We start from the raw sequence: 23,961 nt of genomic DNA, 5'->3' as shown, positions 1-23,961 counted from the left end.
TGATTTGTTTGTTCTTTAGGCATAGGTGTCTAAAATTACAGAAATGAATCATTTTTTTCTATTGAGCTTTTTCTGCATCTAAAACTTATGTACCGCTTAAAATGGAGACAAAGATCAAAATTTATTTATTTACGTCTCTAATTTTATCTCGTATAATGGAGACAAAGATTTATGTTTTCACTATTTATTGGCAGATAGGGCTTTCTAAAGGGTGGTTCACCCCCCTTGAAATTAAAACAAAAGCAAGATGTCAAACACAGATAGCTCAACTACAAGCTGGTTTTTGTTGTAGTTATTTTCTCACTTTCTTTACTTGCTTTAATTAATTCATCAAAGTCAGATTCATGTAATTTATCTTGTATAACTCTATACTTTTCGTATTCTCCTTCAGCTAGAGCTTTTGCAACTTCAGCACTCAGCATCTTTAAGTACTTCATAATCATTGAACAATAGAAATGCATCCAACTTTTCAACCCAATTCTGCATTTTCATTAGCCGATGCTTTCTTGCTTGAAGTTCTGCATAATCTAGATACATTGAGACAATGTGATTTAGTTCACTTAATTCTTTTTCAGTCAAGTAGTTTTTTGCAACACTTACATCACTCTTATGAATTTTATTACCTAGACCATCTTTCCAAGTAGTTAGTCCCATATGTGGTTTTTTATGATCAACTCGATAGCTCTGCTGCAGTCAAGCCGTAAATCGCCCAATATAATTTATTCTGTACTTTTGCATAAAATTGTTTTGTTATTTCTGAATTTGGATCATAGTCTGCAGAGCATTCAGCATAAATGTCGGTAATCTTCTGGTAAAACCTACGTTCGGATGCTCCTGATTTTTTCAAGTAATTCATTGAAGTAGTCTTTGCCAAACTTTAGGCCGTTTTTTAGCCGTTCGCTATCTAATGCAAATCCTTTGATGATGAAATCTCTCAAAATTTTTGTAGCCCATACTCTGAAAGATGTAGCCTTTTTAGAATTAACTCGATAACCAATAGCTATCCAAATTATAAAATTGTGTAGGGTACTGTTTACCATCTTCAGCAGTATTCCGGGAAATCCGGATAACTGAATCTTTATCTAACTCTTGACTAGCAAATATGTTCTGTAAATGCTCACTAATTGTTCTAATATTAACATCAAACAACTCCGCCATTCTTTTTTGTGTAAGCCAAATGTTTTCATCTCGATACAAAACATCAATTCTCACGTCTCCATCTGGAGTTGTATATAATAAAATTTCGTTTTCATTTATTATCATATCTACTCTACCTTACTTCAAGTAGCATATAGGTTATTTGTAAAAAAGACAAGCAACTGTAAAACTCTAAAAATAGAGAACTATCTACTTTATTCTTTAGCTGGTGAGCAGTTTTGAAATTATTTTAACTTTTTTTTTAGAAAATCCCGGAAAAAGTAGTAAGAAATCCGGTATATATATAATAGAAGGGCATTGTTTCAACGAGGTTAGTTTACCTCTATACGCTTCAAACACAAAGAAAATGTCAATCCTAACACTCGACCTTGGCAAGCAAACGGGCTGGGCAATTCTAACAGATGGAATAATTGAAAGTGGAAGCAAAGGCTTTCATGGTAGTCGTTTCAGTGGAGGCGGTATGTGCTTCTTAAATTTTCGTAATTGGCTTAATTCTTTGAAAGACATTTCTGCAGTGTATTTTGAGGAAGTAAGAAGACATCTAGGAACTGATGCAGCTCATTGCTATGGTGGTTTTCTTGCAGTGCTGTCTGCTTGGTGTGAAGAACATCACGTACCATACAAAGGTGTTAATGTTAAAACTATAAAACGCTTTATAGCAGGCAAAGGTAATGCAAGTAAGAGTGAAGTTATTGAAGCGATACGTGAAAAAAGTTTTTCACCTAGAGATGATAATCAAGCAGATGCTTTAGCTTTGATGTTCTATGTTATGGAAAGATATTAATAAGCTCATAAAAAGTGGGTCCTTTCGGCCATAATGGCGGGTTTGGTGGTGCTGACCCCAGGCCTTTTCTAGTGTCAGAGATATTTTGAATATTAACTTTTTAATTATTAAGATATGAATTTAGCAATCCACTACTATCCTGTTGAAAACCTCGTCGAATATAAGCGTAATCCTCGTAAAAATGATGACGTAGTAAACAGAATGTGTGCTTCAATCAGGGAATTCGGCTTTCGTATACCAATAGTTGCAAAAAGCGATGGCACTGTGGTTGATGGTCATTTAAGACTTAAAGCAGCAAGAAAACTTGGTATGGAAAGTATTCCAGTAGTCCTCAGTGATAATTTAAATGAACCACAAACTAAAGCTTTTCGACTACTTGCTAATCAATCAGCTAACTGGGCAAAGTGGGATGATGAGCTTTTAAAAGTGGAAATTCAAGAGTTAGAAGATTTACAGTTTGATCTTAAAATGACTGGATTTGAATTAGAAAAAGTTCAAAACTTTCTTGATGATTTAGACAGTGAAAAAGAAGATCTTTCTGACTTAGTTGTTGATGACAAAAAAGTAGAAATAACAAAACCAGGGGATTTATGGATTTTAGGTGATCATCGAATCTATTGTGGTGATAGCTCTTTAGTTGAATCATATAAAGCGGTATTAGACAATAAAATGGCAGATATTACCGTATGTGATCCTCCATATAACGTTGATTACGGTAGCAGTCAGGAAAGAGAAGATAAAAAAATACTAAACGATAATCAAGGTGAAAAGTACGAACTTTTTCTCTACTACATCTGTTCCAATATTTTAGCATATACGAAAGGAGCAATTTACATCTGCATATCATCATCAGAGTTTTCGACGTTGCAAAAAGCATTTGAAGAAGCAGGTGGTCGTTGGTCAACATTTATCATTTGGGCAAAGAATCACTTTACGCTAGGAAGATCAGATTATCAAAGACAATACGAAGCAATGCTCTATGGATGGAAAAGCGGCAATAAACGTGAGTGGCATGGAGGAAGAAATCAAAGTGATCTGTGGTTTTATGATAAGCCAATACATAACTCACTACATCCAACGATGAAGCCAGTAGAGCTAATGGAGAGAGCAATAGTAAACAGCAGTAGATCTGGAGACATAGTACTTGATCCATTTAGCGGTTCTGGCAGCACACTGATTGCATGTGAGAGAACAGGAAGAATTTGTAGAACAATAGAGCTAGATTCAAAGTTTGTAGATGTAACGATAAAACGTTGGCAAGTGTATACAGGCAGGGAGGCAATTCTTTCTGGTGCTGGTAAAACTTTTCAAGAGATTCAAGAAGAAAAAAAGGAGCAAAAAAAGTGAAATTAATAACACAAACAGAATGGGCAAGAGAACAAGGATTTTCAAAGCAATATGTCTGTTATTTAGTAAAAAAAGGAATAGTTGAGTTGGAGGATGGTTTGATCAATAGAGAACAAGCAAATGAAGCAGTAGCAGCAATAAGAGATCCAAGTCAACCATTGAGAAGAAAAAACTATTCAGAAAACGGAGAAAAACTTTCCACGATGTTGCTTAAAACTCGAATCAAAAATGAAATGGAACGTGGTAAACTGCTTGAGGCAAAGGCAAAAGCTGAGATTGGTGAACTTGTAGCAGTAGAAGAAGTAAAAAGTGAAGCATTTAACGTAGCAAGAGTTGTCCGTAATAATTTGCTTAATATTCCAAATAGAGTTTCAGCACTACTTGCATCACTGAGTGATACTGAAAAGATTCATATGGCGCTAACTGAAGAGATTACAAACTCGCTTGAAGAATTATCTAACACTAAATTTTAAATATAAAATGTCTGCTCACTTAAGTTTAGAATTAATAAAGTGCCTCATTAATCAACCTGGATTAGATGTTAATGTTAGAGGATTAAATGGCAAGACACCACTACATTGCGCTATAGAATTTGACGAATTAAGCATGGTGGATTTGTTACTAACAAAGAAGAATATTAATCCTTTTGTTGAAGACAATGAAGGCAAAACCTCTTTAGATTATGCAAAAGAAGGTGAAAAGACAAGGATATTAGAGGCATTAGTCAATAATAAATATGGCTCTGAGGAAGATAGCTTACTTCATTTAGCTGCAATGATAGGTGAAGTTAATGCAGTTAGATATTTGATAGGAAAAGGTATTGACGTTAATATACGAAATGCTCTGCATCATACGCCATTACATTTGGCAGCTGGTATTGGACATGTAGAAGTTGTAAAGATTTTAGTAAGAGAAGGAAATGCTGAAATAGATGTCTTTGATGCACGAAATCAGACACCAATGCACTATGCAGTTAATAATAAAAAGTTGGAGATAGTAAAGTTACTGCTGAAGCTTGGAGCAGATGTAAATAGCACGCGCATGGGACAAAACTCAATGAAATTGTCGCCTGTGCATATAGCTGTAAGTAATACTAATTATGATGAAAGAGACTTATGTCTTGATATCCTCAAATCCTTAATAAAGGAGCCTAATGCTCAAGTCAATTTGCAAGACTATGAAAATAAAACACCACTACATTATGCTGAAAGACTTAAAACAATAGAAGTTTTACTAACGCGAGAAGATATAGATCCATTGGTAAAAGACGATAGCGGCAAGACACCATTTGATTACGCTAAACCTGAGATAAAGAAGGCTTTGATAAGTAATAAATACGGTTCTGAAAAGAATAGTCTACTCCATTTAGCTGCACAAAGAGGAGAAATTGAGATTGTAGAGTCTATTTTAAAAGAAGAAATTGATATTGACGTTTCAAATAATAAAGGTCTATCACCGATTTACCTTGCTGCAGAAAAAGGGCATTTACATGTAGTAAAGTTACTGCTGAAAAAAGGAGCAAATTACACACCTGTTTTGCATTTAGCAATCAAGTCAAATAATTTAGAGTTACTTAAAGCTTTGTTTAAAGAAAAGAACGTCAAATTACCAGACGAAAGGAGAGTATCTGTAATAAATTCACCAGTTTATTGTGCTCTGAATAGGTGTATAGAACATAGAGAAGTAAAAGTAAGAAAATACAATAATGTGATCTGCATTTTTACTTCAGTAAGTGCAGTAGCAATGGCAGCATATATAGGGTTAACAGCAACAACAATAAGCAGTGCAATCATTTTTGCAACAATAACAGGGGTATTTGCGCTTATTATAGCACTAATGATAAGTGAGATGAGCAAAAGATATATAGAAAAAGAGTTTCAGAAAAAGATGTTTATGGAATTGGAGGAGTGTGGAGGAATAAACTCTACTGTTAACAATATTGAGATAGAACCAATTATGAGTAAATGCAGACAATGATATACGCTAGAGCTTTTTCTGAAGGTTTAAAACCAGATCCAGAGCTTAAAGTATCAGAGTGGGCAAATGAGTATCGAGTTTTAGCGCCAACTGCAGCGTCAGAGCCAGGTAAATGGAGAACGGAAAGAACTCCTTATTTAAAAGAAATCATGGATTCACTATCTCCTTCTTCACCGGCTGAAAAAGTAGTATTCATGAAAGGAGCGCAGATTGGGGGAACAGAAGCTGGCAACAATTGGATTGGCTATATCATCGATCAAACACCAGGACCAATGCTAGTAGTACAGCCAACAGTCGAAATGGGAAAACGTTGGTCGAAGGGAAGATTTGCACCGTTGATAGAGAGTACACCATGTTTAAAGAGTAAAGTAAAAGACCCAAGATCAAGAGACTCAGGCAATACTGTACAAAGTAAGGAGTTTCCAGGTGGAATAGTAGTAATAACTGGAGCGAATAGCAGTGTAGGACTTAGATCCATGCCAGTAAAATATCTCTTTCTTGATGAAATAGATGCCTATCCAGGAGATTCAGGAGGAGAAGGAGATCCAGTGCTGCTCAGTATTGCCCGAACTAATACATTTGCAAGGCGAAAGATTTTTTTAGTGTCAACACCAACGATTCATGGAATAAGCAGAATTGAAAAGGAATTTGAAGCAACAGATAAGAGATATTTTTTTGTACCATGTCCATATTGTAATTACTATCAAGTTCTAAAATGGTCACAAATAAAATGGGAAAATAACGATTCGAAAACAGCACATTATGTCTGCACTGAATGTAGCGGCAAAATAGAAAATCATCAAAAGACAGAGATGCTTGAGCGTGGAGAATGGAGACCTACTAATAGAGTAAAAGGTGAGAAAAAAGGATTTCATCTTTCAAGTCTTTATAGTCCAGTTGGCTGGTATAGTTGGCAACAAGCAGTAGAAGATTTTCTCCATGCCAAAGAAAGTGAACAATTACTGAAAGTTTGGATAAATACAACGCTTGGAGAAACCTGGGTAGACAAAGGAGAAGTACCGGACTGGAAGCAATTATTTAACAGGAGAGAATCTTATCAAATTGGCACAGTACCAAAGGGTGAAGTAGTTCTCACAGCAGGAGTAGATGTACAAAAAGATCGGTTAGAAGTAGAAGTTGTAGCATGGGGAAAAAGCCGCGAAAGTTGGTCAATAGACTACCGAGTATTTGAAGGAGATACTGGGAGTGGGGAAGTATGGGGAAAGCTTTCGGAGCTTCTGAGTCATCATTTTATCGGTGAAAATGGGCTTGAATATATGATAAGTATGATGGCAGTAGATGCAGGATATGCAACACAAGAAGTATACAATTGGGTAAGAGGTCATCAAGGATCTGGAAGAGTAATGGCAGTCAAAGGTGTAAATAAAGCACTAGTGCCGCTTAGCAGCCCAAGTAGAGTTGATATAACAGTTGGCGGTCAAAAGCTGAAAAGAGGAATAAAGCTCTGGCCAGTAGGAGTATCGATATTAAAGTCAGAGCTTTTTCAACTACTTAATATTTTGAAAGAAGAAGAGGGAAAAGCTCTACCTGGATATTGTCATTTTCCGGAGTATGCACCTGAATATTTTAAGCAGCTAACGGCAGAGCAATTAGTCAGTAAGGTAGTAAAAGGATACACCAAACAAGAGTGGCAAAAGGTAAGAGAAAGAAATGAAGTACTAGATTGCCGAATTTATGCTAGGGCTGCATCTATTGCGCTTGGAATCGATCGATGGCCAGAGAGTAAATGGAATAGTTTGAGTGGAGAAAGTAAAAAACCTAAAAAAGTAAGACAGAGTAAGTGGTTGAAAAATGTATAACGAAGAGTATTTGTTTCAAGTTGAACAAGCAATAAAGAAGCTGCAAAGCGGAGAGCGAGTAGTATCAATTGCATATGGTGACCATGTTGTGAGATATGCTGAAGTGCAAATAAACGATCTTTTAAACTTAAGACAAAGAATCAAGGCTGAGCTCAAGGTTGAAGGTCAAAAACCAAAAAGAAAGATTGTTATTTCAACGAATAAAGGAGTGGTATGAGAAGTTGCATGGTAGAAAATGGATACCCAGATTTTCTAGAGCACTTGAGGTATATGATAGCTACCGCTACACCAGGCATGCTTATAAATGCAGTAATAGATTTGTCGCACTGGAATCAGGAGATAGATTTTAGATTAACAAAAGAAGATGGCATAGTAGGCATAATTCACAAAGCCACCCAGGGGGTAAAGTACGTAGATCCTGAATATACAAAAAGGAAAAAAGCCGCTGAAAAAGAGGAATTGCTTTGGGGTGCATACCATTTTGGTGTCGGGGAAAAAAGCGGCAAAGACCAAGCTGAGCATTTTCTCGAAACAATTGGTGATAGTTCAAATATATTGTTAGCCCTTGACATTGAGGAAAACAAAGATGGAAAAAGCATAATGCCAAAACAAGCAGAGGACTTTGTAAATAGGGTCTATTTAGTAACCGGACGTTTGCCGTTAATTTATGGAAGCCCTAGTTTTCTCAAGGATTTTGCCACGCCAACTTTAACAGAATGTCCACTATGGTTAGCAAAATGGGGAACAAAACTGACATTACCAATAGGATGGAGGAACTGGACTCTATGGCAATATACCGACGGTCAAACAGGAGCAAAGCCGCATGAAGTAGAAGGAATCGGAAAATGTGACAGAAATAAATTTAACGGAACTTTGAAAGAATTAAGAGAATTTTGGTTATCAGGATGTTAAAAACCTTCAAACAATTATTTGGCAAGCCAAAAATCAAAAGTTCTGCATGGGATGCAGCAGGCTCAGGAAGAAGGGTAATGTATTGGCAAGGAGAAGCAGGAAGCATAAATAATTTGCTTTCTCAAAGCCTTGAGCACTTGCGTAGCCGCTCTCGTGATATGGTAAGAAAAAATCCATATGCAGCAAATATTATAGATACTATTATGAGCAATTCTATTGGCACAGGAATAAAACCGCAGTCAAAAGCAAAGAATGCAGAATTTCGAAAGAAGGTGCAAGAATTATGGCTAAAATGGACAGATGAAGCAGATAGCTGTGGAATAAGTGATTTTTATGGATTACAAGCTCTAGTATGCAGAAGTATGATAGAGGGAGGAGAATGTTTTGTACGTTTAAGAACGAGAAAGCTGGAAGATAGATTTTCTGTGCCATTACAACTGCAAGTACTTGAGTCTGAACATTTAGATAATAAAACAAATCAAACTTTAGGAAATGGTAATGTAATAAGAAACGGGATTGAGTTCAATAGACTTGGGCAGAGAGAAGCATATTACTTATTTAGAGAACATCCAGGCGAAGGCTCATTTGGTGAATCAGTGAGAGTGCCAGCAAATGATGTTTTACATATTTATAGACCACTAAGACCTGGACAAATTAGAGGAGAACCTTGGCTTTCTAACGTGCTTTTAAAACTTTACGAACTTGACCAGTATGATGATGCAGAATTAGTACGAAAAAAGACTGCAGCAATGTTTGCGGGATTCATTACTAGACTCGATCCTGAAGCAAATATTTTAGGTGAAAGTGAGTCAAATGAGCAAGGAGTAGCACTATCTGGCCTAGAACCTGGAACAATGCAACTTTTAGATCCAGGAGAAGATATAAAATTTTCAGAGCCGTCTGATGTTGGAGGAAGTTATGAAGCATTTATGAGACAGCAACTGAGGGCAATAGCAATAGGCACAGGGATAACATATGAGCAGCTAACAGGAGATTTAACAGGCGTTAATTATTCATCCATTCGAGCGGGATTAATAGAGTTTCGTCGTCGATGCGCTATGCTGCAACACAACATTATAGTATTTCAATTTTGCAGACCAGTATGGAGTAGATGGCTAGAGTTAGCAGTACTTTGTGGAGAACTCTGTATAGATGAAAAAGTAGTAAAAGCAGCGAAAGAAGAAGTAAAATGGATACCACAGGGATTTGATTGGGTGGATCCACTAAAAGATCAGCAAGCACAGCAAATGGCAGTAAGAAATGGATTTAAGAGTCGATCAGAAGTAGTATCAGAAATGGGTTACGATGTAGAAGAAATTGATCAAGAAATAGCAGAGGATAATAAACGTGCCAATAGTCTCAATTTAATATTTGATTCTGATGTTGGAGGAAACAATGTTTCTAAGTAGACCATTAATGCTTGAACCAAAAAGTTTTGAACTACTATCTCTCCAAAGTCAAAAACAACCTATCTTTAAAAACGTAAAACACTATGTAAAGAACAATATAGAAAAGACAGCAATTATACCAATACATGGCATTTTAACTAAAAAACCAGGAGCTTTTGATGATTTTCTAGGCATGACATCGTACGAGAAGATACAAGAGGAAATAGCAGAAGCTTTGGAGAATGAAAAAGTGGAAATAATTCTTTTGGATGTAGATAGTCCAGGAGGAGAAGTAAACGGTGTATTTGATTTAGCTGATTTTATTTACGAATCAAGAGCAAAAAAGAAAATATTAGCAATAGCAAATGATGATGCGTATTCTGCTGCATATGCTATAGCTTCTAGCGCTGAAAAGGTTTTTGTAAGTAGAACCTCTGGTGTTGGAAGCATTGGAGTAATAGCAAGTCATATTGACCAAAGCGGTTTTGATGAAAAGCAAGGGGTAAAATACACAACTATTTTCGCAGGCAAGAGAAAGAATGATTTAAACCCACATGAGCCGATAAGTTCAGAAAGTTTAAAAAGCTTAGAGGAGGAAGTAAATCGCTTATATGAAATGCTGACTGAACTTATAGCACGCAACAGAGGACTTTCTGTACAAGCAATAAAAAATACTGAAGCAGGTCTCTACTTTGGCAATAATGCAATAGAAATAGGTCTTGCCGATGGAATAACAACATTTTGTGAATTTATTAACAAAGGAGAAAATACTATGAATAAACAAACTACAACTGACCTAGAAACTGATAATTTAACTAAGTATCGTACTGAAGTTGTTGAATTAATACGTTTATGTAACTTATCACGAATGCCAGAGAAAATAGGAGAATTTATTGAGCAGGGTGTAAGTATTGAGCAAGCAAGGGAAGTTTTAATGGAATTACTTGCAGAGAGAACGAAGAAGACAGAGATACTGAGTGCAATACCACAGAATTCAGGAGAAGAGTTGATGATGCAGGTAGCGAAAAGTCGTGCACAATCAGACATTTAAAATATATAACAAAAGGAGAAAATTTTATGAGTTGTATAACCGAACAAAATAATCTGGGTGACCTATTAAAATATGAGGCATCAAGTCTATATTCAAGAGATCAGATAACAGTAGCCAAGGGACAAAATCTAAAGCTGGGAACAGTAGTTGGTTATGATACTAAAGATGGTTTAATTAAAGCTTTAAATCCAACTGCAACAGATGGAGCAATAGGTGTAATAACAAGTGATGTAAATGCGACAGAAAATGCCAAAGCAGTAATCATTACACGTATAGCAATGCTAGCAGATCATGCAGTTGTATGGCCAGCAGGTATCACTGAAGAGCAAAAAGCTGCAGCAATAAAGCAACTTGAAGGACGAGGGATCATTATCCGTAAAGCAGTCTAAGGCTATATTAAACAATAAAAAAACACAAAGGGGGAAAAGAAAAAATGCAAAATCCATTTACAAATACAGCATTTAGCATGACGGCACTAACAAATGCGATGAATATATTGCCGATAAATTATGGACGAGTTGAAAATCTAAATTTGTTTCCAAGTAGGTCAGTAAGATTTAGACATATTACAATAGAAGAACATAATGGAGTTTTAAGTCTACTACCAACGCAAGTACCAGGGGCACCAGCAACAGTAGGAAAACGCGGCAAAAGAAAGGTAAGAACATTTACGGTTCCGCATATTCCACATGATGATGTAGTGTTACCAGAGGAAGTACAGGGAATAAGGGCATTTGGATCAGAGAGTGAACTTAAAGCGCTGGCAGATGTAATAACCGATCATTTGCAATTGATGAGGAACAAACATGCAATAACATTGGAACATTTGCGAATGGGAGCGCTGAAGGGAATTATTCTTGATGCTGACGGGTCAGAATTATTAAATCTGTACAACGAATTTGAAATAACACCAAAAGTAGTAAATTTTGCCCTTGGAACAGCAACAACAGATGTAAAACGTAAGTGTCTGGAAGTACTCCGGCACATAGAAGATAATCTAAGTGGTGAATATATGACTGGAATTCATGCCTTGGTAAGCCCTGAGTTTTTTGATGCATTAACTTCTCATGCTAAAGTAAAAGAAGCATATGAGAGATGGCAAGAAGGAGCAGTGCTAAGGAACGATATGAGATCGGGATTTACGTTTTGTGGCATCACATTTGAGGAATATAGAGGGCAAGCAACTGACCCTGAAGGAACGGTGAGAAGATTTATTGAGAAAGATACAGGGCACTGTTTTCCACTAGGAACAGCGAGCACATTTACAACATATTTTGCACCAGCAGATTTTAATGAAATAGTAAATACTTTGGGAAAACCGCTATATGCAAAACAAGAGCCAAGGAGGTTTGATAGAGGGACTGATTTACATACGCAGTCGAACCCTCTGCCAATGTGCCATCGTCCGGCAGTTTTGGTCAAAATTAGTTCTAGTTGATGAATATAGGTAGATTATTAGAAGACTGTTTTGAGCATTTAGGAGTGGAAGCCACATATTGTAATAAAAATAAGGAGGGTATTCGTAAAATAAAAGTGCTAATTAAACGTCCCGACACTACGTACTCTCTAGGTGCAGATGGAGTATTAACTCAGCAAATTGCTTCTATAGAAATACGTGATCAGGACGTTACTTCCTTTAGCATAGGTGATTATATCAAGATTGAAAAAATGTTCTACAAGATTTTTGAACCACCATTGAAAGATTCTTCAGGTAAAATATTAAAAATTAAGGCAATAGAAAGTGTTTGATATTAAAACTGGTAATAATATTAATGAAATAATCTCCAATATTGACAGAAAAGAGCAGAAAGTAAAACTGGCAGCTATAAAAGCACTAAATAGAACAGCACTATGGTTAAAAGCGCAAGCAGCTAAGGAAATCAGTGAGGAAAAGAAGATAAAATTAAGTTTGATAAGAAAGAGATTAAGAATTTTTAAGGCGAAAACTAGCAGATTAGAAGTGTTAATTAGAGCAAATCTCTATGACATTAGAGCATCGGCAATTGGCAAAATACAAAAAACAAGAAGAGGGTCGAAAGTAGGAAAGCATGAGTTTATAGGAGGATTTGCAGCAGTTATGCCAAAAGGAAATAGCGGTATGTTTAAACGTGAAGGAAGAGCAGCATTGCCAATACAAGAAGTAAAGCTACCACTGGAACCTGAAGGCTCAAGAATAATAAAAGACCTTGTTAATTATGAGAGTGAGAGAGAGTTTGAGAAATACTTTAAGCATGAGCTAAATTATATTTTAAAGGTATGACAAAGTTCTGGATAGATTTACATCAAGCAATTTGTACTACACTGAAGAAAGAAATCCTAACTATACAAACATGCGAAGTATACCCGACGATAAGAAAAGAACTGTTAGCACCAGCGGTATTAGTAGAACTTAGTAGTCTTGAAAAAGGAAGTGATCCAGGAACAGGTGAACTAGCTCTGAGGGTAAGATTTGAGGCAAGAATAGTAGTTGATAGTACTATAGAAAATGCCCCTATTATTGTCAGAACATTAGCTGCTGAGGTTGTGAAAATAGTAAATAAAAACACTTGGAACGTGAAAAATGTTTCACCAGGAGAATTTATATCAGGAGGAGGAGATGACTTTAGACCAGAGCTCGATGCATATTTAGTGTGGATGGTTGAGAATGGGTTCATGAGATACATATTGGTAAATCAGTGTGGTCAGAAACTGGAATTAAACCGCATATTATAGAGATAGGTAACGTACATGTTGGATCATAGTTTTGCGATTTCAGAGCTAAGTAGAAAAGTAGCGAATATCATTCGTATAGGAGTTGTAAAAGAAGTAGATTATGAAAAAGCAAAAGTAAGAGTGAAAATAGGAGAATTTTTAACAGATTATTTACCGTGGATAACAAGTAAAGCAGGAAAAGATAGAAATTGGTCTTCACCAGGTATCGATGAACAAGTTGTGGTATTTTCTCCTTTTGGTGAACTATCATTAGGAGTGGTATTAGGAGGAATATATCAGAAAAAATACCCTGCACCAGAGAATAAAAAAGAAATAAATAGTATGAAGTTTCAAGATGGAACAAGATTGTTATATGATAAGGGAAAACATCATTTAGAGATTGAAGTAGTAGACAAAATAACACTGAAAGCTGGGGGATCAAGTATAGAAATGACAAAAAGTGGAATAAAACTGAAAGCAGAAAGGATCGACTTAAATTGAACAAAGGAATAGTGAGGTTAGGAGACTACTGTGGAGAAGCTATACCACATTTCTGCATTAGCGGAAGTAATAATGTTTTTGTAAACGGTAAGTCAATATGTAGACAAGGAGAAAGTTTTAGTGAAGGAAAAGTAATGATTCAAGGATCAAAAACAGTGTTTGCAAATGGTCTTAGTGTAGGAAGAGTAGGAGATATAGTTTCATGTGGTTTTAAAGTAATAAAATGCAGTGAAAGCGTTTTTGCAAAATAGAAATGAAGGGTATGGATGCTAAAACAGGAAAAGCGTTAGAAGGAATAGAGCACTTAAAGCAATCGATAATTGATATACTGACCACTCCTATTAACAGTAGAATAATGAGGAGAGATTATGGGTCAAGATTATTTGAATTGGTGGATAAGCCAATAAATAGAGATTTAACACTTGAGATATATGCAGCAACTGCAGAAGCTTTGGAAAAATGGGAAAAAAGGTTTAAATTAGAAAAAGTAAAAATTACAGAAGTAAAAGAGGGAAAAGTAACGCTTGACCTGGAAGGATTATACGTGCCAAGTGGGAAAAACATTCGCTTTGATGGGGTTGTGGTATAAAGATGCAGCAGCCAAATATTATCGAGCCACTGAACTTTGAGGAAATCTTTTCGAGAATGAAGGAAGAGTTAGTGCGTAGAGATGAAAGTTTTACAGCATTAGTAGAAAGTGACCCAGCGATGAAGGTATTAGAAGTAACAGCATGGAGGGAATTGTTACTAAGACAAAGAATAAATGAGGCAGTAAAAAGTAATGTACTGAAGTTTGCAATGGGAGAAGATCTTGATAATTTAGCTGAGTTTTATGGAGTAGAGAGGCAGAAAGAAGAAGAGGATGAAAGATTTAGAAAGAGGGTAAAAATAAAAATAGTAGGTTGGTCACCTGGTGGGAAAGAATATTACCGCTATCATGCACTATCAGCTGACATTCGTGTTAAAGATACATTAGTTGAATCTCTTGTTCCTGGGAGCGTACAGGTCTCAATATTGTCCGTAGATGGAGTGCCTTCAGAAGAATTACTTAATATCGTAAGGAAAAAAGTTACTCAAGATGATGTTCGAATGCTAACTGATGCAGTTACGGTTATCGGCTGCAATATTATTTCGATGGGTATTCATGCTAAAATTATAGCACTATCAGAAGACACTATTGAGATAGCAAAAAAGCAATTCGTTGAAAAATTTGAATTAGCAAAAGGTTTGGGCTGGAATGTAACAAGGTCTTGGATAATTGCTAATCTTTTCATTGAAGGAATAAGTAATATTGAGCTGACAGAACCAAAGGAAGATATTGTTGTTAGAGGAAATGAGTGTGTTACCTTGAGAAATTTAAGCTTAAATGTATAGTGTTAGAAAAGATATAAATAAGTAATGGGCTCAGAATTAGAAGATATAAAATTGCTGTTACAGAAATTTGCTAGTTTATCACAGAAAAAACATACTTTATGTTATAAGGTTAATGTTGGTGATTATGCAGAGCACGACAAATTTATAGGTGTGAGTGTACCTATTTTACGAAAGATTGCTAAAGATTTTATAAACTTACCCCTTGAAGGTATAACAAACCTTGTTAAATCTCCTATTAATGAAGAAAGACTACTTGCTTTACTAATGCTAATCAATCAATACGAACGAGGAGATAAACAGTTAAAAAATGAGATCTACAAGTTTTATATGTATAACTTGAAATATGTGAACAATTGGAATTTAGTTGATTCTTCAGCTCATTTGATTGCTGGTGCTCATCTATATAACAAAGATAAAGAAGTTCTGGTGAGTTTGGCAAAATCAGAGATAGTGTGGGAGCGGCGTATTGCAATTGTGTCAACTCTAGACTTTATCCGTAAAGGTAAATTTAAATGGACGCTTAAGATTGCTGAGATTTTGTTAAAGGATACACATGACTTAATCCATAAAGCGGTTGGTTGGATGCTAAGAGAAGTTGGTAAAAGAAATAAGGAAGTGCTTGTGGTATTTCTTGATCGATATGCTGCCTGTATGCCAAGAACGATGTTGAGGTATGCAATTGAAAAGTTGCCTAAAAATGAAAGGGAAAGTTATCTTAACACTAGGTAAAAAAAGAATGCTGCTGCCACCAAATTCCACTAAACAAGAAAGAGATATAGTAGATAGCCTCGATTACAAAGTTGATCCGAGCTGCATTAGGGGATTTAAGTTCAGTTTTAAAGAGGAAGTATTACCATGGTTAATTGGAGAATATGGCTTAGAAGAAATACTACGCTGGGTAAAAGACAAAAGAAAAGCTGTAGTAGAAGGAGTGAAATTTCAAAGACTGAGAGGAACACCTGCATCACTTAAAATAGCGCTCAAATGGGCAAATATAGAAGATATTAAAATTATCGAAGAACCACCTGGAAAACATTTTTTCGAGTTGCAAATAGGAATAAAGGATGTTCCAAATGACTTTTTTGTGGATGCAGTAGTAGAACTTGCAAAACTATCATTACCAGCAAGATCAAGGCTAATGAGGATTTTCAATGATCACTACAATGTTGACAGGTTTATTTTAGATGAAAGCTTTTTTGGAAGTTTGTTATCGGATTACTCAGGGATAAAAATTGAAAAAGATGGACCAGTATTATCGTTTGGAAGAGTAAATTTTTTCAGGTCTAGTGGTCCAGTTATTAGGATTATAGAAAACTATCTACGCGATCATTATGAACGAGCTTTAAGCAATGATATATATCGCCTAGATGTAGCAATCCTTGGAGAAACCGAGCCTCACACAAAGAATTATAACGGTATTTATGAAAGAAGTCATCAGTGGTATAACTTAAAAGCCCTGTATCCTCTAACTCAAAGCTTATTACCATCGATTAAATTTGCAAAAGCGCAGATTGTACTGTCAGATAGCTGGAAATTAGGAGAAATAAATAGCTGTTTTCCGGTTGGTAGAATAGAAGAAGAAGGAAATAAATTTGTATTGGGAAACGATAAACTTTCAGGGCAACGTTGGAATTTAAAACACAAGCCAATTTTAGAAAGGTTTAGCATTACTCACAATTACAAAGTAGAAAACTATACTGATCAGAAGATTACAAAATATGGTTTAGCAGAACACAATATTAAGTATGAAAACGATTTAGATTCAGAGCAAAAAGATTCGATACACGAATTAGAAAATTACATTTTAGTATTTTACCCGGGAGTACTGAAGTGGCATGAACATCGACATTTGCACAGAAGTTGGAAAAATAGTCAAGCAATATGTGTAATAAGTTAAGTACTTATATTTAGATCCTCATATATTATATTAATAATAGGTTAAAATGTATGAAATAAAAAGAAAAGGACTTGCTTTCTCATGCTAAAAAGGACATGACTTGAATAGCAGCAGGTAAATATAAGAAATTTATCTGGCGCTAGAAAAGCTAATTTTGTGAGGTATGAAATGAGTTTTAGCAAGAGTAAGTTTTTTAAAGAAGTATCAAGTAAAAACATTAATAAAAGAAATGAAGAAGGAGAGACGATCTTGCATCAAGCAGTAGAAATCTCCAATTACAAAACAGTGAAGTTATTAATAAAAAAAGGGGCAGAGGTAAATGCAAGAGATAAAAAGGGTTATACACCACTACACTGTGCAGTATTTGCGAAAAGCTTAGAAAATGTAAAAGTGCTGCTAAGGTCGGGAGCAGAAGTAAATGCCACTCAATATGTCAGTGGATGTACGCCACTCCACTCTGCGTGCAAAGGAGCAGGAGTTGAAATAATAAAAGAGCTAGTAAAGGCAGGGGCTGAGGTTAATCAACTGAATAAGTATGGTGCAACACCAATGTATTACATCTGGGAAAGTGAAAAGTATCGTCTATGTGATAGCAAAGAGAGTGAAAAGGCAAGTAAATTTTTGAGAGAAAAAGGTGGAGTAACAAAAAGTAGAGAACTGACGTGCTATGGAATAGAGGGGCTAGTGGGAGAAATAGCAGACATGTTGAATGGAAGCTACATGCCGGAGCTAAAAATAATAGAGATAGAAGAAATAAGAAAGAGAGACAAATCACTAATAAAGAAAGAATGTCAAAATTTAGCAAGCAAGATAATCAGCCAAGTGAATGAAATGATAGATGAGGTAGAAAATGTAGTAGGAAGAAAGGCTTAAAAAGGGGACTTGATTTTAAAGAAAAGGTGAGGTGGATTATGTTAAAGCTTGGCAAATTTAATAAATCAGCAAAAGAATTATCAGAGAACTCATATAAAAATATTAAAGAGACGAAAATGGAACTGCATTATGCAATAGACGCAAAAACAGTGAGGTTATTAATCGAAAAAGGAGCGAATGTAAATGCAGCAGATGTAGGAGGATATACAGCACTGCACCTAGCAGTAACGGAGAAACGTCTAGAAATCGTGAGAGAATTGATAAAGTCAGGAGGGAATGTAAATGCGGAAGAATATGGAAGTAAATGCACTCCATTGCACCTTGCATGTATGGTAGGGAAAGTGGAAATAGTAAAAGAGTTAGTGGAAGCAGGAGCAGAAATAGAGCAAGAAGATAAGTTCGGAATGACAGCGATGGATTATGCGAAAACCAGTAAAGAAGTAACTGAAGTATTGAAGAAAGAAATAGACAGAATTGAGAAGCTATTTATGAAGGGCTAAAAATATGGAGAAGGAAATGGAAAAGAAAGTAATGAATTTAGAGAGAAAACCTTTGAGTGAGCTGAGAAAAACGTGGAAGAAGGTATTTGGGGAAGAGGCACCTAAACATTCAAAGAAATATCTGATACCTAGATTAGCATATAGAATGCAGGAGGAAGCGTATGGAAAAATGTCAAGAAAAGGAGCAAAAAGACTAGAATATCTGGCAGATCGGCTAGAAAAGGGAAAAAGAATAAGTAGCGATAAATTACCAGTAGAAGGGACAGAATTAATACTAGAGAGAGGTGAGGAAACGCATGCAGTAATGGTAACAGATAAGGGTTTAATCTACAGAGAAGAGTTTTATACATCATTGTCAGGAGTAGCAGGAAAAATAATGGGAATGAGTTACAACGGACCTTTATTATTTGGAATGCGTGATAAAAGTGGAAATTGAGGAGAGAGAATGCTAAAAGAGGTAAGGTGTGCGATATATACAAGAAAATCAAATGAAGATGGTCTAGAGCAAAAGTTTAATAGCCTTGATGCGCAGCGAGTAGCATGTGAAAAGTACATAAAGAGCAAAGAAGGCTGGGTAGCATTGGCCAAAAGGTACGATGATGGAGGTTTCTCAGGAAAGAATTTAGAAAGACCAGCAATAAAGGAATTGTTTAAAGATGTAAAAAAAGGAGAGGTAGATTGTGTAGTAGTGTACACACTAGACAGACTATCAAGAGAAACAAAAGACAGCATTGAAGTAACATCATTTTTTAGAAGGCACCGAGTAAATTTTGTAGCAGTAACGCAGATATTTGATAATAATACGCCAATGGGAAAGTTTGTACAAACAGTGTTATCAGGAGCAGCACAATTAGAAAGAGAGATGATAGTAGAGAGAGTAAAAAATAAAATAGCAACATCAAAAGAACAAGGACTATGGATGGGTGGAACTTTACCGCTTGGATACGATGTAAAGGATAAAGAATTAATAATAAATGAGAAAGAAGCAAAGACAGTAAAGCATATATTTGAAAGGTATGTAGAGCTGAAGTCAATGGCAGAATTGGCAAGGGAGTTAAACAGAGAAGGTTATAGAACAAAATCAGATATCTTTAAAAAAGCGACAGTAAGGAGAATAGTAACAAATCCAATATATGTGGGAAAAATCAGACATTATGAGAAAGAGTATGAGGGAAAGCACGATGCGATAATAGAAGAGGAAAAATGGCAAAAAGCGCAGGAATTGATAAGGAATCAACCATATAGAAAAGCAAAATATGAGGAAGCGCTGCTTAAGGGAGTAATTAAGTGCAAGAGCTGTGATGTAAATATGACACTGACATATGCAAAAAAGGAGAATAAAAGGTACAGATACTACGTATGCAATAACCATTTAAGAGGAAAAGGTTGTGAATCGATAAACCGAACAATAGTTGCTGGAGAAATGGAAAAAGAGGTAATGAAGAGAGCAGAACACCTATATGAAAAATGGGGAGAAAAAGCAGAAGAATGGAAAAATTTAAGTTTTGGAAAGCAGAAAGAAGTAGTGAAAAAGTTAATAAAGGGAGTAATGGTAAAAGAAGATGGAATAGAAGTGAGTTCAGAGGATAAGGTGGAATTTATACCAATAAAAAAGAAAGGAAACAAATGTACAGTAGTAGAGCCAGAAGGGAAAACAAATAATGCATTGCTAAAAGCAGTGGTAAGAGCCCATTCCTGGAAATGGCAACTAGAAGAGAATAAATATGCAAGTATAAAAGGGCTGAGTGCCAAAATTAATATAGGTACAAGACGAATACAGCAAATTTTAAGGCTGAATTATTTAGCGCCGAAGATTAAAGAAGACATAGTAAATGGGAGGCAACCGAGAGGTTTAAAATTAGTTGATTTAAGAGAAATACCGATGCTGTGGAGTGAGCAGATGAAGAGATTTTACGGGTTTAAGCAAGCTGTCTGTCAATAAAAAATGAGATAATTTCTTTAGAATAATCTTAAATTATTAAATTTCTCTATAATTCTTTTATGGAAAGATTGGTAAATCCAATACCCCCTTGTTTACTCACTAAATTAGATAAATTGTTAGCCTTTCATAGGTAACAAAGCTAACCTTCCCGCCATTTCTCCTTACGTTGAGCATATAGCTTACAGTACATTTTTGACCTTTTTACCATACCTTTACAAGTAACTATTTAGTAAAGTATGTTAGGTTAACAGAATTGTGAACTGCTGTCTATTTTCATATCACTATTATCAAAATGTAAAGTGTATTAAACAAGACTTGATGTGAGAAATCAGTTGTCATAATATACATGAATCACACAGCAAAGAAAGGAAGAATTTCTCCTTCCTACTCGCTTTAATTTGACACTTAGTCTATTATTTACTAGCTAGACTAGGAACTTATCGCCGATGTTATATATTTATCTCTAATGCTTTTTTTAAATTATTCATACTCGCATTTTCTAGATGTGTGGCTACTGTTTCAAGTAGTTCTGTCGGCAGTTTTGTTATAATATCAGGCTTTTCTTCATCCTTCCTTAAAAAAAGTTTTTGACGCTTCTGAGATAAGTGCTCAATTTCATTAGATAAAACTAGTCTTTCTGTTCCTTTAGCATATTGATCTTTTAAGTCATCAGCATGTATAGGAAATTCATTTCTATAGTTATCATTTTCTAATGCTCTTTGCAAAATTCCCTTTCGTGCATAATATACTAATTCACTATCCTTGCATATTAAAATATCATAAAATGTGATAGTAGTACCATCAATACTTTTTTCTTTGATTCTCTCAATTTCTAAACATTTATCCCAATATTTCGATAATTCTCTACCCACCACTCTAGCTTCGTGATCATTTTCAAATCTTGATAAAAAGAGCGGCTTTTCTACGTTGTAACCTTTTAGTTTCACTTCATGTGCTATGAGAAACTTTGCTATTTCTTTATTTTCCTTGATAACAGACCAATGCAAAGCAGTTCTGCCAAGTGTGTCTTGTACATCAACTTTGACCCCCGCTTCTATTAAATCTTCTACTATATCTCTATGTCCATTTATAGCAGCTAGATGTAAAGCGGTTCTACCACAATCTCCTTGTGAATCATTAACATCAACCCCTGCTTCTATTAGACGTTTTACTACATTTCTATGTCCCTCTTTAGCAGCTATTTTAAAAGCCATATTGCATTCAAAGGTCGAAGGACCTGCGTTTAGTAGAAGATTTAGTATATCTATATCTGCATTGCTAGCAGCATAAGCTAAAAGAGAGATAGAGTTTGAAAAGATTCCTTGATTGACATCAACTTTTTTTTCTATTAGTAGCTTTATCAAATCTATATTTCTGTTAAAAACAGCTAAATGCAACAAACCAAATTTGAATGGACTATCTTCTACGCAAAACATATAATTTACATCAAACCTTTCGCCTCTCCAACTTTTATATGTGCTTTCATCTTTTTCCTTTAACCCCTTTTTTATTTGTTCAAATATGCCATCTTTGTTTAATTTTACTGTTTTTAGTAGCTCTTTCCATTGTTCTAGTGTTAAAGACATAAGTACCTCAAAATAATAATATAATTTAGTTATTAAATATTTTAACAAAAGAGTCAAGATTTATATATTTCTTTATACTTTGTATAAGATTGTTCATATCTACTTTAGCTTCAGAAACATACTAAAAATTAGCGTGACAAAGATCTTGAATGTTTGCTTTTTCAAGAAACAAAAACTATCGTATATTTGTGAGAGCAAGCAGCGTAAAAATAGGCTTGTGAAAATAGAATTTTGAAATCTTTGCAACAAAGTTAGGCAAAACAGTTCGTATGTAAGTTTAGCGAAAATAAGCCAGTATAGCTGATTTTGCGACATAGTAGAATTACTATAAACTGTAATAGTTTAGACTTAGTCTGAAGTTCCTTAATCTCGCTTATGGAAAGATCAGCAAATTTAACACTCCCACTAAATTTAATAAGTTGATTGCAAAAATAAGATTTTCAGTAAGTTGGCCTTTCATAAGTAACAAAGCCTGCTATTTTCTTCTTACCCTGCCTTACAATTCCTGCCCTTGATTCATTGCAACTTCAGCGTCGATATTTTGAAGTGAGTTTGAAGGCTGACTAAAATGGTATATAATTCCACCAGCTAATAAGCAAAAGGCATCAACTGCTACTCCCATTCCTGAGGTAAGACCGGATGCTGCAAGTTCAGAGGCAACTACAACAGGTAACTTACTCTCTTGTTTTTTATTATTGTTATTGCTTGCATATCTAGCCTTATTAATCAAAATATGAGCATATTCTGGATATAGCTTTTTTAAACTCTCTTCATTATCAAATTCATTACGTACATTTTCATTTTTCTTCCATATGCCAAGCATTTTATTAACGTCGTTTTCTCTTAAAAAGTTATATAATGACCCATTTCTTTCTTTAATCATTTGAACTTCTTTTTTACAATTTCGAAGATGCTGTAAATAATTGTTATTCATTTCTTCTGAAGCATTTATAAATTGTAAATTGTCTTTACTAACATATGAATCAATAGCTTCTAATTTTGCTATGTGCTTTACTATTGAATTAACAATTACTTCATGCTTCCATCTATGGGCCAAGAACAAGGGAGCATAATCATGTTTGTCAGTGATATTAATGTCAGCTCCATTTTCTAACAGGGCTTCGACTATCTCTAAACGATCTATAAAAGCAGTTTTAACTGTATCTAAATGACCTCTAAAAATAGCTTTATGTAAGGGAGTATTGCCATAATTGTCAGTAACATTAACATCAGCTTTATTTTTTAACAGAGCTTGAACTATCTTTAAATGGCCACCAGTAGCAGCACTGTGTAAGGGAGTCTCGCCATTACTGTTTTTTACCTTAACATCAGCACCTTTTTCTAATAGAGCTTCAACTATTTCTAAATGACCATTATCAACAGCATTGTGTAAGGGAGTATTGCCATAATTGTCAGTGACATTAACATCAGCTTTATTTTTTAACAGAGCTTGAACTATCTTTAAATGGCCACCAGTAGCAGCACTGTGTAAGGGAGTCTTGCCATTCTTTTTTACCTTAACATCAGCTCCATTTTCTAATAGAGCATTAACTATATTTGAGTAACCCCAAAAAGCAGCTTTATGTAAGGGAGTATCGCCATTACTATCTTTTACCTCAACATCAGCCCCATTTTTTGACAGAGCTTCAACTATATCTAAGCGGCCATTAAGAACTGCTATATGTAATAACGTCAATTTGTAAGAAGATACATTTGGTAATACATCAAATTGATGATCTGGATTAAAGTTTATTTTGATATGTATCTTCTCATCTTGTTCCTTAAACAGATAACGTAGACTAAAGTTTGTTTTTTTCCACCTTTGATACGTACCTTTATCTCGTTCCTCTACTTTTCTTTTTATTTGTTCAAATATATTACCGCTGTTTGGGATTACTGCATCTAGTATTTCTTTCCACTGTTCTAATGTTAAAGTTATAACTTTTTTATTCAAATGGTATAATTTAATTATTAATCATTTTTATGAGAAAATCAAGAGTTATGTATTTTTTTTATATTTTATATAAAATTATTAATATCCGCAGAAACATACTAAAAATTAGCGTCATAAAAATCTTGAATGTTTACTTTTTCAAAACACATAAAAATAGTACATATATTTGCGAGAACAATTTAAATAAAAGCAGGTTTGTAAAAATC

25 protein-coding genes and 2 pseudogenes are annotated in these 23,961 nt (G+C 35.0%); 24 read left to right on the top strand and 3 right to left on the bottom strand.

Annotation, left to right across the window (positions count from 1 at the left end; all coding sequences use genetic code 11):
• Positions 1 to 269: 269 nt before the first annotated feature.
• Positions 270 to 1,263 (bottom strand): annotated as a pseudogene (locus tag ACICP1_RS02570) (virulence RhuM family protein).
• 241 nt (positions 1,264 to 1,504) lie between these two features.
• Between ACICP1_RS02570 and ACICP1_RS02565 the strand changes: the two are divergent.
• From ACICP1_RS02565 to ACICP1_RS02450, 24 genes and pseudogenes are all read left to right on the top strand, one after another.
• Positions 1,505 to 1,942 (top strand): Holliday junction resolvase, encoded by a 438-nt coding sequence (locus ACICP1_RS02565; protein ID WP_264376397.1) that lies wholly within the window; start codon positions 1,505 to 1,507, stop codon positions 1,940 to 1,942.
• Positions 1,943 to 2,056: 114 nt separating this feature from the next.
• Positions 2,057 to 3,289, top strand: coding sequence for a DNA modification methylase (locus ACICP1_RS02560; protein ID WP_264376275.1), 1,233 nt, complete (start codon positions 2,057 to 2,059; stop codon positions 3,287 to 3,289).
• Complete coding sequence (locus ACICP1_RS02555) at positions 3,286 to 3,762, top strand: hypothetical protein (protein WP_264374877.1); 477 nt, start codon at positions 3,286 to 3,288, stop codon at positions 3,760 to 3,762. The genes ACICP1_RS02560 and ACICP1_RS02555 overlap by 4 nt, the downstream gene beginning before the upstream one ends.
• A gap of 7 nt (positions 3,763 to 3,769) precedes the next feature.
• Positions 3,770 to 5,266 carry an ankyrin repeat domain-containing protein gene (locus ACICP1_RS02550; protein WP_353272097.1) on the top strand — a complete coding sequence of 499 codons (1,497 nt, stop codon included), beginning with the start codon at positions 3,770 to 3,772 and terminating at the stop codon, positions 5,264 to 5,266.
• Positions 5,263 to 7,086 carry a phage terminase large subunit family protein gene (locus ACICP1_RS02545; protein WP_264688722.1) on the top strand — a complete coding sequence of 608 codons (1,824 nt, stop codon included), beginning with the start codon at positions 5,263 to 5,265 and terminating at the stop codon, positions 7,084 to 7,086. The genes ACICP1_RS02550 and ACICP1_RS02545 overlap by 4 nt, the downstream gene beginning before the upstream one ends.
• Positions 7,079 to 7,303: a gpW family protein gene (locus tag ACICP1_RS02540; protein WP_230609214.1), complete on the top strand. Its 225-nt coding sequence runs from the start codon at positions 7,079 to 7,081 to the stop codon at positions 7,301 to 7,303. The genes ACICP1_RS02545 and ACICP1_RS02540 overlap by 8 nt, the downstream gene beginning before the upstream one ends.
• Before the next feature lie 8 nt (positions 7,304 to 7,311).
• Positions 7,312 to 7,998 carry a glycoside hydrolase family 25 protein gene (locus ACICP1_RS02535; RefSeq protein ID WP_395461028.1) on the top strand — a complete coding sequence of 229 codons (687 nt, stop codon included), beginning with the start codon at positions 7,312 to 7,314 and terminating at the stop codon, positions 7,996 to 7,998.
• Positions 7,992 to 9,407, top strand: a complete 1,416-nt coding sequence (locus ACICP1_RS02530) for a phage portal protein (RefSeq protein WP_264954011.1) — start codon at positions 7,992 to 7,994, stop codon at positions 9,405 to 9,407. Before ACICP1_RS02535 ends, ACICP1_RS02530 begins: the two co-directional genes overlap by 7 nt.
• Positions 9,394 to 10,437 carry a S49 family peptidase gene (locus ACICP1_RS02525; RefSeq protein ID WP_264954012.1) on the top strand — a complete coding sequence of 348 codons (1,044 nt, stop codon included), beginning with the start codon at positions 9,394 to 9,396 and terminating at the stop codon, positions 10,435 to 10,437. The genes ACICP1_RS02530 and ACICP1_RS02525 overlap by 14 nt, the downstream gene beginning before the upstream one ends.
• 26 nt (positions 10,438 to 10,463) lie before the next feature.
• Positions 10,464 to 10,826 (top strand): head decoration protein, encoded by a 363-nt coding sequence (locus ACICP1_RS02520; RefSeq protein ID WP_264954013.1) that lies wholly within the window; start codon positions 10,464 to 10,466, stop codon positions 10,824 to 10,826.
• Positions 10,827 to 10,870: 44 nt separating this feature from the next.
• Positions 10,871 to 11,875 carry a major capsid protein gene (locus ACICP1_RS02515; protein ID WP_264954014.1) on the top strand — a complete coding sequence of 335 codons (1,005 nt, stop codon included), beginning with the start codon at positions 10,871 to 10,873 and terminating at the stop codon, positions 11,873 to 11,875.
• On the top strand, positions 11,875 to 12,186 hold the full coding sequence (locus tag ACICP1_RS02510; protein ID WP_264954015.1) for a hypothetical protein: 312 nt from the start codon (positions 11,875 to 11,877) through the stop codon (positions 12,184 to 12,186). Before ACICP1_RS02515 ends, ACICP1_RS02510 begins: the two co-directional genes overlap by 1 nt.
• A gap of 19 nt (positions 12,187 to 12,205) precedes the next feature.
• Positions 12,206 to 12,697 carry a phage tail protein gene (locus ACICP1_RS02505; RefSeq protein WP_395461304.1) on the top strand — a complete coding sequence of 164 codons (492 nt, stop codon included), beginning with the start codon at positions 12,206 to 12,208 and terminating at the stop codon, positions 12,695 to 12,697.
• Positions 12,694 to 13,178: pseudogene (locus ACICP1_RS02500) on the top strand (hypothetical protein). Before ACICP1_RS02505 ends, ACICP1_RS02500 begins: the two are co-directional and overlap by 4 nt.
• Positions 13,165 to 13,629, top strand: coding sequence for a phage baseplate assembly protein V (locus ACICP1_RS02495; protein ID WP_264376409.1), 465 nt, complete (start codon positions 13,165 to 13,167; stop codon positions 13,627 to 13,629). Before ACICP1_RS02500 ends, ACICP1_RS02495 begins: the two are co-directional and overlap by 14 nt.
• Entirely contained in the window at positions 13,626 to 13,880 is a 255-nt protein-coding gene (locus ACICP1_RS02490) for a PAAR domain-containing protein (RefSeq protein ID WP_264376410.1), read from the top strand. Before ACICP1_RS02495 ends, ACICP1_RS02490 begins: the two co-directional genes overlap by 4 nt.
• A gap of 2 nt (positions 13,881 to 13,882) precedes the next feature.
• The gene (locus tag ACICP1_RS02485) at positions 13,883 to 14,218 is read left to right on the top strand and encodes a GPW/gp25 family protein (RefSeq protein ID WP_264376411.1); all 336 of its coding nucleotides are present in this window, start codon (positions 13,883 to 13,885) and stop codon (positions 14,216 to 14,218) included.
• A gap of 2 nt (positions 14,219 to 14,220) precedes the next feature.
• Positions 14,221 to 15,003: a baseplate J/gp47 family protein gene (locus tag ACICP1_RS02480; protein ID WP_264376412.1), complete on the top strand. Its 783-nt coding sequence runs from the start codon at positions 14,221 to 14,223 to the stop codon at positions 15,001 to 15,003.
• 24 nt (positions 15,004 to 15,027) lie between these two features.
• Complete coding sequence (locus ACICP1_RS02475) at positions 15,028 to 15,732, top strand: DNA alkylation repair protein (protein WP_264376413.1); 705 nt, start codon at positions 15,028 to 15,030, stop codon at positions 15,730 to 15,732.
• Positions 15,733 to 15,739: 7 nt separating this feature from the next.
• The gene (locus ACICP1_RS02470) at positions 15,740 to 16,900 is read left to right on the top strand and encodes a phage tail protein (protein WP_264954017.1); all 1,161 of its coding nucleotides are present in this window, start codon (positions 15,740 to 15,742) and stop codon (positions 16,898 to 16,900) included.
• A gap of 168 nt (positions 16,901 to 17,068) precedes the next feature.
• Positions 17,069 to 17,773: an ankyrin repeat domain-containing protein gene (locus ACICP1_RS02465; protein ID WP_264954018.1), complete on the top strand. Its 705-nt coding sequence runs from the start codon at positions 17,069 to 17,071 to the stop codon at positions 17,771 to 17,773.
• 38 nt (positions 17,774 to 17,811) lie between these two features.
• Positions 17,812 to 18,273, top strand: coding sequence for an ankyrin repeat domain-containing protein (locus tag ACICP1_RS02460; RefSeq protein WP_264954019.1), 462 nt, complete (start codon positions 17,812 to 17,814; stop codon positions 18,271 to 18,273).
• Between the two features lie 4 nt (positions 18,274 to 18,277).
• On the top strand, positions 18,278 to 18,709 hold the full coding sequence (locus tag ACICP1_RS02455) for a DUF2924 domain-containing protein (RefSeq protein ID WP_264954020.1): 432 nt from the start codon (positions 18,278 to 18,280) through the stop codon (positions 18,707 to 18,709).
• Positions 18,710 to 18,718: 9 nt separating this feature from the next.
• Positions 18,719 to 20,215: a recombinase family protein gene (locus ACICP1_RS02450; RefSeq protein ID WP_264954021.1), complete on the top strand. Its 1,497-nt coding sequence runs from the start codon at positions 18,719 to 18,721 to the stop codon at positions 20,213 to 20,215.
• A 449-nt stretch (positions 20,216 to 20,664) separates the two neighbouring features.
• Here the strand turns inward: ACICP1_RS02450 and ACICP1_RS02445 are convergent, their stop codons facing one another.
• Together ACICP1_RS02445 and ACICP1_RS02440 are read right to left on the bottom strand one after the other, a co-directional pair.
• Positions 20,665 to 21,801 carry an ankyrin repeat domain-containing protein gene (locus tag ACICP1_RS02445; protein ID WP_264954022.1) on the bottom strand — a complete coding sequence of 379 codons (1,137 nt, stop codon included), beginning with the start codon at positions 21,799 to 21,801 and terminating at the stop codon, positions 20,665 to 20,667.
• 496 nt (positions 21,802 to 22,297) lie between these two features.
• A complete protein-coding gene (locus ACICP1_RS02440; RefSeq protein WP_264954023.1) occupies positions 22,298 to 23,755 on the bottom strand; it encodes an ankyrin repeat domain-containing protein in 1,458 nt (485 codons plus the stop codon).
• Positions 23,756 to 23,961 lie beyond the last annotated feature (206 nt).

The sequence above is a fragment of the Wolbachia endosymbiont (group B) of Ablattaria laevigata genome (assembly GCF_964277395.1).
GTDB lineage: Bacteria > Pseudomonadota > Alphaproteobacteria > Rickettsiales > Anaplasmataceae > Wolbachia.
The sequence above is the reverse complement of the archived record's forward strand: the minus strand, read 5'-3'. Positions and strand labels throughout refer to the sequence as shown.